General features: G+C 63.3%; 12 protein-coding genes. 6 read left to right on the top strand and 6 right to left on the bottom strand.

The window, feature by feature from the left end:
- Positions 1-29: 29 nt before the first annotated feature.
- Positions 30-1,658 (top strand): inorganic phosphate transporter, encoded by a 1,629-nt coding sequence (locus FXV83_RS31105; RefSeq protein WP_148743405.1) that lies wholly within the window; start codon positions 30-32, stop codon positions 1,656-1,658.
- Positions 1,659-1,825: 167 nt separating this feature from the next.
- On the opposite strand, the gene FXV83_RS31100 is transcribed toward FXV83_RS31105, so the two are convergent.
- Complete coding sequence (locus tag FXV83_RS31100) at positions 1,826-2,998, bottom strand: M20 aminoacylase family protein (protein WP_148743404.1); 1,173 nt, start codon at positions 2,996-2,998, stop codon at positions 1,826-1,828.
- Between the two features lie 176 nt (positions 2,999-3,174).
- Here FXV83_RS31100 and FXV83_RS31095 point away from each other — a divergent pair, with 176 nt between their 5' ends.
- Positions 3,175-4,794 (top strand): GMC family oxidoreductase, encoded by a 1,620-nt coding sequence (locus tag FXV83_RS31095; protein WP_148743403.1) that lies wholly within the window; start codon positions 3,175-3,177, stop codon positions 4,792-4,794.
- 83 nt (positions 4,795-4,877) lie between these two features.
- Here the strand turns inward: FXV83_RS31095 and FXV83_RS31090 are convergent, their stop codons facing one another.
- The 4 genes from FXV83_RS31090 to FXV83_RS31075 all read right to left on the bottom strand — a co-directional run bounded on the left by FXV83_RS31090 (position 4,878) and on the right by FXV83_RS31075 (position 8,503).
- A complete protein-coding gene (locus FXV83_RS31090; protein ID WP_148743402.1) occupies positions 4,878-6,110 on the bottom strand; it encodes an ABC transporter permease in 1,233 nt (410 codons plus the stop codon).
- Positions 6,110-6,829: an ABC transporter ATP-binding protein gene (locus FXV83_RS31085; protein WP_148743401.1), complete on the bottom strand. Its 720-nt coding sequence runs from the start codon at positions 6,827-6,829 to the stop codon at positions 6,110-6,112. The genes FXV83_RS31090 and FXV83_RS31085 overlap by 1 nt, the downstream gene beginning before the upstream one ends.
- The gene (locus FXV83_RS31080) at positions 6,826-7,998 is read right to left on the bottom strand and encodes an efflux RND transporter periplasmic adaptor subunit (RefSeq protein WP_148743400.1); all 1,173 of its coding nucleotides are present in this window, start codon (positions 7,996-7,998) and stop codon (positions 6,826-6,828) included. The genes FXV83_RS31085 and FXV83_RS31080 overlap by 4 nt, the downstream gene beginning before the upstream one ends.
- Before the next feature lie 187 nt (positions 7,999-8,185).
- Positions 8,186-8,503 (bottom strand): hypothetical protein, encoded by a 318-nt coding sequence (locus FXV83_RS31075; protein WP_148743399.1) that lies wholly within the window; start codon positions 8,501-8,503, stop codon positions 8,186-8,188.
- A 381-nt stretch (positions 8,504-8,884) separates the two neighbouring features.
- Between FXV83_RS31075 and FXV83_RS31070 the strand changes: the two genes are divergently transcribed.
- The 4 genes from FXV83_RS31070 to FXV83_RS31055 all read left to right on the top strand — a co-directional run bounded on the left by FXV83_RS31070 (position 8,885) and on the right by FXV83_RS31055 (position 11,600).
- Positions 8,885-9,823, top strand: coding sequence for a metallophosphoesterase family protein (locus FXV83_RS31070; RefSeq protein ID WP_148743398.1), 939 nt, complete (start codon positions 8,885-8,887; stop codon positions 9,821-9,823).
- 13 nt (positions 9,824-9,836) lie between these two features.
- A complete protein-coding gene (locus FXV83_RS31065) occupies positions 9,837-10,175 on the top strand; it encodes a cupredoxin domain-containing protein (protein WP_148743397.1) in 339 nt (112 codons plus the stop codon).
- Positions 10,176-10,290: 115 nt separating this feature from the next.
- The gene (locus FXV83_RS31060) at positions 10,291-10,839 is read left to right on the top strand and encodes a sigma-70 family RNA polymerase sigma factor (protein ID WP_187436286.1); all 549 of its coding nucleotides are present in this window, start codon (positions 10,291-10,293) and stop codon (positions 10,837-10,839) included.
- Positions 10,836-11,600, top strand: a complete 765-nt coding sequence (locus FXV83_RS31055) for an anti-sigma factor family protein (RefSeq protein WP_148743395.1) — start codon at positions 10,836-10,838, stop codon at positions 11,598-11,600. Before FXV83_RS31060 ends, FXV83_RS31055 begins: the two co-directional genes overlap by 4 nt.
- 153 nt (positions 11,601-11,753) lie before the next feature.
- Here the strand turns inward: FXV83_RS31055 and hpnO are convergent, their stop codons facing one another.
- Entirely contained in the window at positions 11,754-13,145 is a 1,392-nt protein-coding gene (hpnO, locus tag FXV83_RS31050) for an aminobacteriohopanetriol synthase HpnO (RefSeq protein WP_148743394.1), read from the bottom strand.
- Between the last annotated feature and the right edge of the window lie 101 nt (positions 13,146-13,246).

The raw sequence follows: 13,246 nt of genomic DNA, 5'->3' as shown, positions 1-13,246 counted from the left end.
CTTACTTGAAAGTTAAGGGGCGTCCAGAGATGACCGATGTTGCATTCGACCGCGCGGTAGCCGATCCCGCGCCGATCCAGCCGGCCTCGCGGCCAAATCTCGACAAGGGCTTCAACCCGCTGACGATGATCCTGTTCTTCGGCATCCTCGCCACCGGCCTGCTGTTCGTCGCCTACAGCATCTATGTCGACGTCAACGCGACCGGCGCGCGCGTGACGACCTACCTGCCCTATATCCTGCTGTTCGTCGCACTCCTGATCGCGCTCGGCTTCGAGTTCGTCAACGGCTTTCACGACACCGCCAATGCGGTGGCGACCGTGATCTACACCCATTCGCTGCCGGCCGAAGTCGCCGTGATGTGGTCCGGCTTCTTCAACTTCCTCGGCGTGCTCATGTCCTCCGGCGCGGTCGCCTTCGGCATCGTCTCGCTGCTGCCAGTCGAGCTGATCCTCCAGGTCGGCTCCAGCGCCGGCTTCGCGATGGTGTTCGCGCTGCTGATCGCCGCGATCCTGTGGAATCTCGGCACCTGGTTCTTCGGACTGCCGGCTTCCTCCTCGCACACACTGATCGGCTCGATCATTGGCGTCGGTATCGCCAACGCGGTCATGCGCGGCCGCGACGGCACCTCGGGCGTGGACTGGAGCAAGGCGACCGAGATCGGCTATGCGCTGTTGCTGTCGCCGCTGGTCGGCTTCATCTGCGCCGCCGTGCTGTTGCTGGCGCTCAAGTTCATCGTGCGCAACCCGGCGCTCTATGCTGCGCCCGAAGGCAACAAGGCGCCGCCGCTCTGGATCCGCGGCCTGCTGATCGCGACCTGCACCGGCGTCAGCTTTGCGCACGGCTCCAACGACGGCCAGAAGGGCATGGGCCTGATCATGCTGATCCTGATCGGCACTGTACCGACGGCCTATGCGCTCAACCGCGCACTGCCGGAATCGCAAGTCGTCCAGTTCCAGAAGACCTCCGATGCCGCCTCCAGGGTGATCGCGGCGAAGGGCGCCGGCCACAGCATCATCGGCGATCCCCGTCCAGCGGTGACGCAGTACATCGCGTTGCACCACATCAACGAGGGCACCTATCCCTCGCTCGCCGCGCTGGTGAAGGACGTCGGCGATCAGGTCGCCAGGTACGGCTCGCTGACCAAGGTGCCGGCGGAAGCCGTCGGCAACACCCGCAACGACATGTATCTGACCTCGGAAGCGATCCGCTTCCTGATGAAGGACAGGGAAAACGATCTCAACAAGGAGGAGATCGCCACCCTGAACGCCTACAAGGGCTCGCTCGATGCCGCCACGAAGTTCATCCCGACCTGGGTGAAGATTGCGGTCGCGATCGCGCTCGGCCTCGGCACCATGATCGGCTGGAAGCGCATCGTGGTCACCGTCGGCGAGAAGATCGGCAAGACCCATCTCACCTATGCGCAAGGCGCCTCGGCCGAACTCGTCGCCGCCGCAACGATCGGAGCCGCCGATGTGTTCGGCCTGCCGGTCTCGACGACGCATGTGCTGTCGTCCGGCGTTGCCGGTACCATGGCGGCGAACGGCTCCGGCCTGCAATGGTCGACGATCCGCAACCTGCTGATGGCCTGGGTACTGACGCTGCCCTGCGCCATCGCATTGTCGGCCACGCTCTACGTGATCTTCTCGCGGATCTTCTGAGCTTCCTTCCCTCTCCCCGTTCTTACGGGGAGAGGGTGGGGTGAGGGGCTGGATCCGCGATCACAGTGAGAGACGGACTCGCGGAGAGTCCTCCACACTCGGAATTCACGCTACGCGCGCATTCCACCCCTCCCCGCAAGCGGGGCGAACTGACCACGAGCCGTTCATCACGACGCCGCGAGCGATTCCTCGACCAGCTTGACCCAGTAGGATGTGCCGAACACGATCGCCTCGTCGTTGAAATTGTAGGCGGGATGATGCAGGCCGGCGCTGTCGCCGTTGCCGCAGAAGATGAAGGCGCCGGGCCGCGCTTCCAGCATGTAGGAAAAATCCTCCCCGCCCATCAGCGGCGCCATATCGAGCACATTGGCTTCGCCCGCGACCTGCTGGGCGATGCGCCGCGCTACCTCGGTCTCCGCGGCATGATTGTTCACGACAGGGTAATTGCGCTTGTAGTGCAGGTCGATCGTGGCACCGGTGATCTGGGCCACGCCCGCCACCACTTCGCGGACGCGCTTCTCGACGAGCTTGCGCACCTCCGGCGTCAGCGTCCGAATGGTGCCCTTCAGCTCCGCGGACTGAGGAATGACATTGCGGGCGTTGCCGGCGTGGAACTCGCAGATCGAGATCACGGCCGATTCCAGCGGATCGACGCTGCGTGCAACGATCGACTGCAACGCGGTGATCAGCTGCGCGCCGACCAGGACGGAATCGACGCATTTGTGCGGACGCGCGGCGTGGCCGCCGAGGCCCTCGATCTTGATATCGACTTCGTCGGTCGCCGCCATGATCGGGCCCGGCCGGATCGCGAACGAGCCGACCGGAATGCCGGGGCCATTGTGCATGCCGTAGACCTGCTCGATGCCGAAGCGCTCCATCAGCCCGTCCTTGACCATGGCCGCACCGCCGGCGCCGCCCTCTTCGGCCGGCTGAAAGATCACCACCGCATCGCCGGCAAAATTGCGGGTCTCGGCGAGGTAGCGCGCGGCGCCGAGCAGCATCGCGGTGTGGCCGTCATGACCGCAGGCGTGCATCTTGCCCGGAATCTTGGAGGCGTAAGGCAGGTTGGTCTGCTCCTCGACCGGCAGCGCGTCCATGTCGGCGCGCAAGCCGATTGCCTTGAGCCCCTCGCCGGCCGGCTTGTTGCCCTTGATCACGCCGACCACACCAGTCTGGCCGAGGCCCGTCACGACCTCATCGCAGCCGAACTCACGCAAGCGGTCCGCAACGAATGCTGCGGTGCGGTGGACGTCATACAGGAGCTCGGGGTGCTGATGGATGTCCCGCCGCCAGGCCTGGATATCGGGTTGAAGGTCGGCGACGCGGTTCACGATGGGCATGGATGGGTCTCAAGCTTTGTTGGAAATACAGAACTGTCTACCATGCAAGCGCCAGTCCACCCAACGGCCGCGGGAGGAGGTCTGGCCCTGCCCGCCCGGCATGGCCGGGCTTGTCCCGGCCCGCCGCGTCTGCCTATTAGGGCGGAACGTTAAGCGATCATCCGGGTGGAAGCAGAATGCCAAGGCGGCTCGAAGGTGAATTTGACTACATCGTTGTCGGAGCCGGCACGGCCGGCTGCATCGTCGCCAACCGGCTGTCGGCCGACCCGAAGAACCACGTGCTGATCCTGGAGGCCGGCGGCGACGACAACTGGATCTGGTTCCACATTCCCGTCGGCTACCTCTTCGCCATCGGTAATCCGCGCTCGGACTGGATGTTCAAGACCGAGGCCGAGCCGGGCCTCAACGGCCGTTCGCTTGCCTATCCCCGCGGCAAGGTGATCGGCGGCTCTTCGGCGATCAACGCCATGATCTCTATGCGCGGACAGGCCGCCGATTACGATCATTGGCGCCAGCTCGGCATGACCGGCTGGGGCTATGACGACGTGCTGCCGCTGTTCAAACAGCTCGAGGATCACTTCCTTGGTCCCAGCGAGCATCACGGCGCAGGCGGTGGCTGGCGCATCGAGGCGCCGCGGCTGTCGTGGGCCGTTCTCGATGCGGTGGGTGATGCCGCCGAAGAGATGGGCATCAGGCGCATCCCGGATTTCAACACCGGCGACAACGAGGGCACCAGCTATTTCCACGTCAACCAGAAGCGCGGCCGGCGCTGGTCGGCGGCACGCGGCTTTCTCAAGCCCGCGCTGAACCGCCCCAATCTGCGACTTGAGAAGCACGTGCTGGTCGACCGCCTGATCATCGAGCAGGGCCGCGCCGTCGGCGTCCGCTTCATCCAGAACGGCGAGATCATCGAGGCACGCGCCAAGCGCGAGGTGATCCTCTCGGCAGGCGCGATCGGCTCTGTTCAGGTGCTGCATCGCTCCGGCATCGGGCCTGCCGACTGGCTCTCGCCGCTGGGCGTCGATATCGTGATGGACAAGCCCGGCGTTGGCCGCAATCTCCAAGATCATCTCCAGCAACGCGCGATCTACAAGGTCGAGGGCGTGCGCACGCTGAACGAGACCTATTACAACCTGATCCGCCGCGGCTTGATGGGACTCGATTACGCCTTCCGCCGACGCGGCCCGCTGACCATGGCGCCCTCCCAGCTCGGCATCTTCACGCGCTCGGATGCAACGCGCGCACGCGCCAACATTCAGTTCCATGTGCAGCCGCTGTCGCTCGACAAGTTCGGCGATCCCCTGCACCGCTTCCCCGCGATCACGGTCAGCGCCTGCAATTTGCAGCCGACCTCGCGCGGCAGCGTGCGCCTGCGTTCGGCCGCGCCGGACGAGAAGCCGATCATCGCGCCGAATTATCTGTCGACGGATGATGACCGCCAGGTCGCCGCCGACGCCATTCGCACCACGCGCCGCCTGATGCAGCAGCGGGCGCTGGCCAAATACCGCCCGAGCGAATATCTGCCCGGCCCCTCCGTCGGCGACGACGATGCGTCGCTCGCGAAGGCCGCCGGCGATATCGGTACCACCATCTTTCACCCGGTCGGCACCGCAAAGATGGGGACGACCAACGATCCCATGGCCGTCGTCGACGAGCGCCTGCGCTTCTACGGTCTCGGCGGCTTGCGCGTCATCGACGCCTCGATCATGCCGACCATCACCTCGGGCAACACCAACACGCCGACCGCGATGATCGCGGAGAAGGGTGCAACTATGATTTTGGAGGACGCGAAATAGCTTGGCGTACCGACGGAATTCGGTCGCGACCCGGCGATCCGATTCCCCGCGTCAGCGCCTGGGTGGCACTCAGCCGCGAACCGCTACACTGATCTTAGTATGACGGCCGGATCCAAGCGCGCAGCCCGCTCAGCGGGCAGCAAACCGAAGATGGTCCCGACGAGGCTGGAGCAGGCGATCGCGATCAGTGCCATCCCTTCATTGAACTCGATCGGCCAACCCAGTGCGGAGGGGACCACGCGCGCGCATGCGTAGCCAACGATCAGTCCCAACAGGCCGCCGATCGTGCACAGCAGCACCGCCTCCAACAAAAACTGGCGCCGGATGTCCTGTGGCCGGGCGCCAAACGCAAGGCGAATGCCGATCTCATTAAAGCGTTCGCTCACCGATACGAGCATGATGTTCATCACTCCGATGCCGCCAACCAGGAGCGAGATTCCCGCGAGCGCGGACACCAGCAACGTGAACTGGCGATAGGTCCGATCGCGTGTCTGGGCGATCTGGATGAGGTTCTGAATCCGGAAATCGTCGTCCTTGTGTCCCATGATCCTGTGACGCTGCCGCAGGACGTCGGCAATCGCACCTCCCACTGTCGTCATTGACTGGGCGGAATCGGTCTTCACCAGAATCGTATGCACGGCATCTGGATTGGCCTGGCTCCGTCCGGTGGCGAAAATTCTTGCGGACGACAAGGGAATGAAGATGACGTCGTCCTGATCTCGGCCGGTGAAGTCCTGCCCCTTCTCGGCAAGCACTCCGACCACGACATATGAAGTGCGATCGATCCGGATGAAACGGCCGAGCGGATCACCGCCGCGGAACAGCTCGCGTGCGATGGTACGTCCGATCACTGCGATCTTTGCGACTGATGCGACCTGATCCTGATTGAATAGCTGCCCCTCCGCTATTCGCCACCCACGGGCTTCAAAAAACTCTGGCGTCACGCCCGCAACGAGGGTTGACCAGTTCAAGTCTCTCGCGATCACCGTCTTTTGCCCTCCTACGAATGGCGCTGCAATGACGACGTCGGGCACCTCGCGAGCAAGCGCGAGCGCATCGGTTGTCGTGAGCGACAGGACAGTGCCCGCCTGCTGTCGCACGCCCTGCGCGTTTTGCGCACCCGGCTGTACCAGCAGAAGATTCGATCCAAGCGAGTTGATCTGCCTCGAAATCTCGGCACGTGCCCCTTCCGCCACGGCGACCACGATCAGCACGGCGGCAATGCCGATGACAATGCCCGTTACCGCGAGAACGGAGCGCAACATGTGCGCACGTATCGACTGAAGCGCCAGATAGATGTAGCCGAGCGATCGCATCAGAACTCCGAGACGGTCGAAGTTGAGGAGGTGCAGGAAGTTTTCGAGTCGTCGACGACGGCGCCGTCCCGGAGCCCGATCGTGCGCTGCGCGCGCCCTGCGACCTCGGCGTCGTGGGTTACAAGCATGACCGTGAGGCCGCCACGCCGGAGTTCAGCCAATATCGAGAGGATGGTGTCGCGTGTGCTCGTATCGAGCGCCCCGGTCGGCTCGTCGGCCAAGAGGAGGTCGGGTTCGTTGACGATCGCGCGCGCGACGGCGACACGCTGCTGCTCACCGCCCGAGAGCTGGCTAGGCATATGCTGCATCCTGCTGCCGAGACCGACCCGATCGAGCGCAGCGCGCGCCCTTGCGATCGGATTGCGCAGCCGGTCACGCCGATAGAATAACGGCAATCCCACATTCTCGAGTGCGGTCAGGCGTGGCAACAGGTTGAAGTTCTGAAACACAAAGCCGAAGCGCCGGTTTCGCAGTTCGCTCCAGCGGCGCCTTGACTGCACAAGTACATCCTGACCGTGAAGAAAGTAGCTTCCGGACGAGGGTCGATCGAGGCAGCCGATGATCGAAAGCAAGGTGGATTTTCCTGACCCGGACGGGCCCACGACGGCAACGAACTCTCCCCGATCGATTTGCATGGTTACGTCCGACAGCGCGTGAACACTTTGGCTACCGAACCGGTGTTGCTTGTGGATATGCTCCAGAGCGACGAGCGATGTCATGGCTTGCTACGGTAACCGACGGCGACCCGCTGGCCTATTTGGACGTCCGGCGACAGGATCTGGGTCAGAGAGTCGCTGGTAGCGCCCAATGAAACCGTGGTGTGATCCAGATGGCCGGACTTCGTACGGACCCAGATCACTCCCTGACCGGGAGCGCGATCGGTTGTGCCGTCGCGCACCGGCCGAAAGCTGAGTGCGGCATTGGGAACAACCATCACATCGTGGTGCTCCTGAACCACGATGCGGACATCAGCCGTCATCCCGGGAAGCAGCAAATCTTCCGGATTCGGCGCTGAAATCATCACGGTGTAGGTCACCACGTTTTGGACCATCCGTGCTGCCTTTCGGATCTCAAGTACGCGGCCCTCGAAGGTCCGGCCCGGATAGGAATCGACGCTGAACAGCGCACGCTGGCCGGTTCGCACCGCGCCAATGTCGGCCTCGCTGACGGACACATTGACGCGCATGTCCGACAGATCCCGTGCAATGGTGAAGAGGGTCGGCGCCTGGAGGCTTGCAGCCACTGTCTGGCCAAGCTCGACGCTGCGCCGGATGACTATTCCATCTATCGGCGACTTGACAGTGCTTCGTTCGAGATCAAGTCGAGCCCGTTCGAGGGAGGCGCGCGCAACCATTACACCAGCCGCGCGTACCTGCTCGCGCGCCTGCGCCGCGGACAATTCCGCGGCAAGCGAGCGAGCCGTCATCTGCGATCGCTCGGCGTCGCGTTGGGAAACACTGCCGTTCTTGCTGAGTGAGCTCTTGACCTGAAGATCGCGCAATGCGTCATCGTAGTGCGCCTGCGCACCATCGACGGCTGCCTTGGCCTCCTTATGTTGTGCGAGTGCGACCGTGAGCGCGGCGTCCGCTTCCTTAACCGAGACTTCGAAAGTGGCGCTGTCGAGAGCAGCAAGGGGCTCGCCGGCCCGAACGATGGAATTGTGGTCGGCCATCAGCTTGGCGACTTGCCCCGAAAGCTGCGAGCTGACCTCGACGGTATCAACGGCTTCGAGCGTTCCGGCGGCGTTGACGTTCTGAATGACGTTGTCGCGGGCAACGCTGACATAGCGCAGATCATCATGGTCGCCGCCGGCAGCAGGGAGCGAGCTGTCCGGAGCCCACAACGGATAGGCAACTGCAACCACACAGCCTCCCAGTGCTGCGCGCATTAGAAGGCCTCGAGGCAATCTCAATTGATTATCCGTGCGAATGATAATCTCGCCGCATTAGCTCTTGCGGCGCTCCATGGCTGAACGCAGCCCTCTTCTTGGGAATGACGCAGGCGGCGCGATCAGACGAGAGCTGAGGCTGAACGCGCTGTCTTGGCGCGATTCGAAGCGATCGCAGTCTGCTGGATCAGGGCATGGTCACCAAAGGGCTGCCCGTTGGCACAGTCTTCGTCCCGCTCCGCGCCGGCGGAGGCATCTTAAGCATCTTCACCCCCGTCGTCGTGTCCGTTGCTGGGACGGTATTGTCGTTGCCCTGAAACACGCTGCCTTGACCTGGGACTTCGTCGCCAATCCGACCCGGATTGTTGAATCCATTCTGGAACGGTTGGCTCGTTGCCGACAGACCGCCCGCCGCCACAGCGGTGAATAAATGGTCTGCTGCATAGCTCGGGCAGGCTCCTGCAAGCAGTGATACGCTTGCCGCAAGCATCGCAAGTTTCCTCATCGTCAACTCCTCTTTGATTTTGCGAAATGCCAAGACCATCAATCGCTAGCTGCGCCTCGGCAACGCTTGAATGCAGTTGATCTCGGGCAGTTCCTAATTTTCCCGCGAATAACGTTCAGTGTGTCCATGACGAATGGGTTGGTTTCTGACACACAGGTCAGAATCTCGTTGGAGAGACCACGGCGTCCACCACAAGAACCGCTCAGCAATGCTGCAGTGATGATTCTTGATCACGCCCGACAAGTCGCCCTCACGCTTCGCGTCGCACCGTATCCAGCAGGACACATCCTTCACGAAAACGTCATCGGGCTCCTGCGAATAAACCCGCCCCTCCGCCAATCACCTCCCCGAAGCCCAATTCCGGGCGCGAGGAGATGCGCGATGAGCGGACACGATCACAGGGAAGACGGCGTCAGCCGCCGCAAGGTACTGGAATGCATGACCTGGGCGGGCACCGGCGTGCTCTGGACCATCACCGGCGGCGTGCCACGCTCGCTCGGCATCATCGATTCCGCGCAGGCCGCGACCGCGCCCGGCATGACCTTCCTGCAGATCAGCGACAGTCATGTCGGCTTCGACAAGCCGGCCAATCCCAACGCGCTGGGCACGCTGGAGGAAGCCATCAACAAGATCAACGCGATGCCGGTCAAGCCGTCGTTCATGATCCACACCGGCGATATCACCCATCTGTCGAAGGCCGCCGAGTTCGACAATGCCGAGCGCATCATCTCGCAGAGCAAGCTCGACGTGCACTACGTCCCGGGCGAGCATGATTTCCTCGATGAGGAAGTGAAGTTCTACCGCGAGCGCTACGGCCGCGGCACCAAGGGCCAGGGCTGGTATTCGTTCGACGCCGGCGGCGTGCACTTCATCGGCCTCGTCAACGTCGTCGACCTCAAAGCAGGGGGGCTCGGCAATCTTGGCGCCGAGCAACTCGCCTGGCTGGAGGACGATCTCCGCGGCAAGTCGAAATCGACGCCGATCGTACTGTTCGCGCACATCCCGCTCTGGACGGTCTATCCGGAATGGGGCTGGGGCACCGAGGACGGCGGCCGCGCGCTCGAATACGTCAAGGGCTTCGGTTCGGTCACCGTGCTGAACGGCCACATTCATCAGGTGATGCAGAAGGTCGAGGGTAACGTCACCTTCCACACCGCGCGCTCGACCGCCTTCCCGCAGCCGGCGCCGGGAGCCGCTCCCTCGCCCGGACCGATGAAGGTCGAGGACGCAAAACTGCGCGCGATGCTCGGGGTTGCCAGCGTCAACTTCAAGCAGAACGAGCAGCGGCTCGCGATCATCGACACGCCGCTGCAGGGTTGAATGGAAGCTGACAATGAAGACACTCAATCGCCGCGACTTCGGTGTCGACTTCGGTCTCACTTTGGCCGCGGCCATCCTGCTGCCCGCCACAACTGCCCGCGCCGACGACAACATGGAGGTGCATATCGACAATTTCGTCTTCCAGCCCGCCGAGCTCAAGATCAAGGTCGGCACCACCGTGACCTGGACCAACCGGGACGATATCCCCCACACCGTGGTGTCGGCCGGCAAGTTCAGGTCCAAGACCCTGGACACCGACGACAAGTTCTCCTTCACTTTCACCAATGCGGGCGACTACAAATATTTTTGCTCGTTGCACCCGCACATGACGGGGATGATCAAGGTTGAGTAACATCTCGAACCAAGGCATCTCTGTCTTGCCCGGCCGGTGGTCCCACGCCGGCCGGGCCAGCGCATCTTCAGCCGTGTCCAGGGAAGAAACAGAGCAACAGGCAAGGCGAGAGGCGATGCCCGCCAGCGACGATTTGCAGAAGGCGCAACGCTTCCGCGAGGCGGCGCTGCCTTATCTCGACGACGTCTACACGCTCGCGCGCTATTTGCTGCGCGATGCCTCCGACGCCGAGGACGCCGTACAGGAATGCTATCTGCGCGCGCTGAAGCACTTTGACAGCTATCGCGGGCCGGCAATGAAGCCCTGGCTGTTCGCGATCCTGCGCAACGTCTGCAACGCAGAATACGCAAGGCGCGCGCATTCGCATATCGCGATCGAGGATACGCCTGAAGTCGCCGAGCAGACGCCAATATGGCAAGAGACCGAGGCGAGCCCGGAGACGGAAGTGCTGCGCAGCCGCGACGCCGGCGCCGTTCGCAAGCTGATCGATGCGCTTGCCGAACCGTTCAAGGAAACCTTCGTGCTGCGCGAGATCAGCAATCTGTCCTATCGTGAAATCGCCGAAACTGTCGGCGCGCCTGTCGGCACCGTGATGTCCCGCCTCGCACGCGCCCGCGCCATGCTGCGCGCGGCCTGGATGGCGGAAGAGGAGCACTCGAAATGACCTGCGACGAAGCAAAGATCCTGCTTCACGCGCTGCTCGACAACGAGCTCGATGCCGGCCATGCGCGCGAGGTCGAGGCGCATATCGCAAGCTGCCCGGCCTGCGCCGCGGAGCTTGCGGCACAGCGCGAGCTGCAACGCGTACTCGCCGACACCAGCTTGCGCTACACTGCGCCGGCAAGCTTGCGCGCCCGGATCGAGGCGTCGATCCCGCAACCGCAGCGCCAGCCGACCCGCCGCTCCGTGCTGCGCGGATTTGCCATGGGCTCGGCGGTCTCGGCGCTCGCCGCCTCCGGCGTCGTCGCCGTCGTGCTGCGCCAGGACGACCAGCAGCGCATCCTCTCGGAGGTCGTCTCCGCCCATCTGCGCTCGCTTCAGGCCGGCCACCTTACGGACGTGATCTCGACCGACCAGCACACCGTCAAGCCGTGGTTCAACGGCAAGCTCGACGTCGCCCCGCCCGTGATCGATCTTACCGCGCAGGGTTTTACGCTGGTCGGTGGCCGGCTCGACTATATCGACGCGCGCGCCATCGGCGCCGTCGTCTACCGGCGGCGACAACACGTAATCAACCTGTTCGTGTCGCAGACCGCCAGCACCGAGCACCGGCCGCCGAAGACTCAGACAATGCAGGGCTTCAACTGCCGCCGCTGGGGCAATCGCGGCCTGAACTTCTGGGCCGTCAGCGATCTCGGCACTGACGAGCTCGCGGAGTTCGTCGACAAATTCGAGGCGGCGATGAAGGCGAATGTGGAGGGATAGCGGCCTCTACCGTCATTGCGAGGAGCTCGCGACAAAATTGCGAAGCAATTTTGCGCTGATGCGACGAAGCAATCCAGACTGTCTCTTTGGAGGTAGTCTGGACTGCTTCGCTACGCTCGCGATGACGATCGTCGAAGAGATCCGGCAAAAAAATCAGGCCGACCTTCTCACCGCGTTGTCCACCAGCGTCTTGCCGAGCGACCAGATCGCGCCGGGGACCTTGTGGCTGCCGGCGATGACGTCGTCGAAGGCGCGCTCGATCCAGCTGCAGTCTTCTTCGGTGATCGTGAGCGGCGGCAACAGCTTGATGGTATGGCTGCCGTGGCCGGCAACCTGGGTCAGGATCTTGTGGTCCTTGAACAGCGGCACGGTGATGAGCTGGCAGAACAAGCCTTTGTTGGCCGCCTCCAGCACGTTCCACGAGGCCTTCAGGCGCAGTGATTTCGGCGGGCCGAACTCGATGCCGATCATCAGGCCCTTGCCGCGCACTTCCTTCATCAGCTCGTAGCCGGGCACCATGCGCGTCAGCGCCAGCCGCAGCTCGGCGCCGCGCTTGGCGGCGGACTCGATCAGCTTCTCGGACTCCATGATATCGAGCGTGGCGATGCCCGCGGCCATTGCCAGGTCGTTCTTGGAGAAGGTGGAGCCGTGCACCACCGCACGGTCCATCTGGTTGAAGATCTTGTCGAAGATGCTCTTGCGCGTCAGCACCGCGCCGACCGGCACATGGCCGCCCGACAGCGATTTCGAGAGCAGCACCATGTCGGGCTCGACGTTCCAGTGCTCGACCGCGAGGAAGCGGCCGGTCCGGCCCATGCCGGTCTGAATCTCGTCGGCGACGAGCAGCGTGCCGTATTTCTTGCAGAGCGCGGCCGCGCCCGGCAGGAACTCGTCGGAGGGCATGTTGACGCCCTTGCCCTGGATCGGCTCGACGATGAAAGCGGCCACTTCGCGCGAGGCCAACGCCTTTTCGAGCGCGGCCAGATCGTTGAACGGGACTGAGGTGCAGCCCGGCAGCAGCGGCTCGAAACCGCCGCGGAAGTTCGAATCGCCGGTCAGCGACAGCGCGCCGTAGGTGAGGCCGTGATAGGCATGGGCACAATAAACGATCCCGGGCCGCCCGGTGGCGCCGCGGGCGAACTTGATCGCCGCCTCGACACATTCGGCGCCGGAATTGGCGAAGAACGCCTTGTCGAGATAGGGGACGTATTTCAAAAGCCGCTCGGCGAGCACGCCGGCGAGCACCGAGACGTCGAATTGGACGAGATTGGGCAGATCGGCATCGAGCACGCTCTTGAGCGCCTCGCGCATGACCGGATGATTGCGCCCGATCGCGAAAACGCCAAAACCGGACAACAGGTCGAGATAGCGCGCGCCGTCGCGATCATAGAGGTACTGTCCCTGCCCCTTTTGGAAGCCGACGTCGTAGCCGATCGTCTTCAGGACCCGAACGAACTGCTCGTTCAGGTACCGGTTATGCAGGGCGCTGCGCTGGGCCTGACGGTCCGCGAACAGCTGAGACATGTCTGGATTTGGACTGTTCATCCGCTACATACTTCGATTGAGGGCCGCTTCGTCAACTGAAAACGGTCAGCAAACGGAAAAGGGCCTGTGCGGCCTTTTGCCCTTTTTCGGACCATCTTCGC

It is taken from the genome of Bradyrhizobium hipponense (assembly GCF_008123965.1).
Classification (GTDB): Bacteria; Pseudomonadota; Alphaproteobacteria; order Rhizobiales; family Xanthobacteraceae; genus Bradyrhizobium; species Bradyrhizobium hipponense.
Note: the sequence above shows the minus strand (reverse complement) of the source record. Positions and strands in the feature narration are given on the sequence as shown.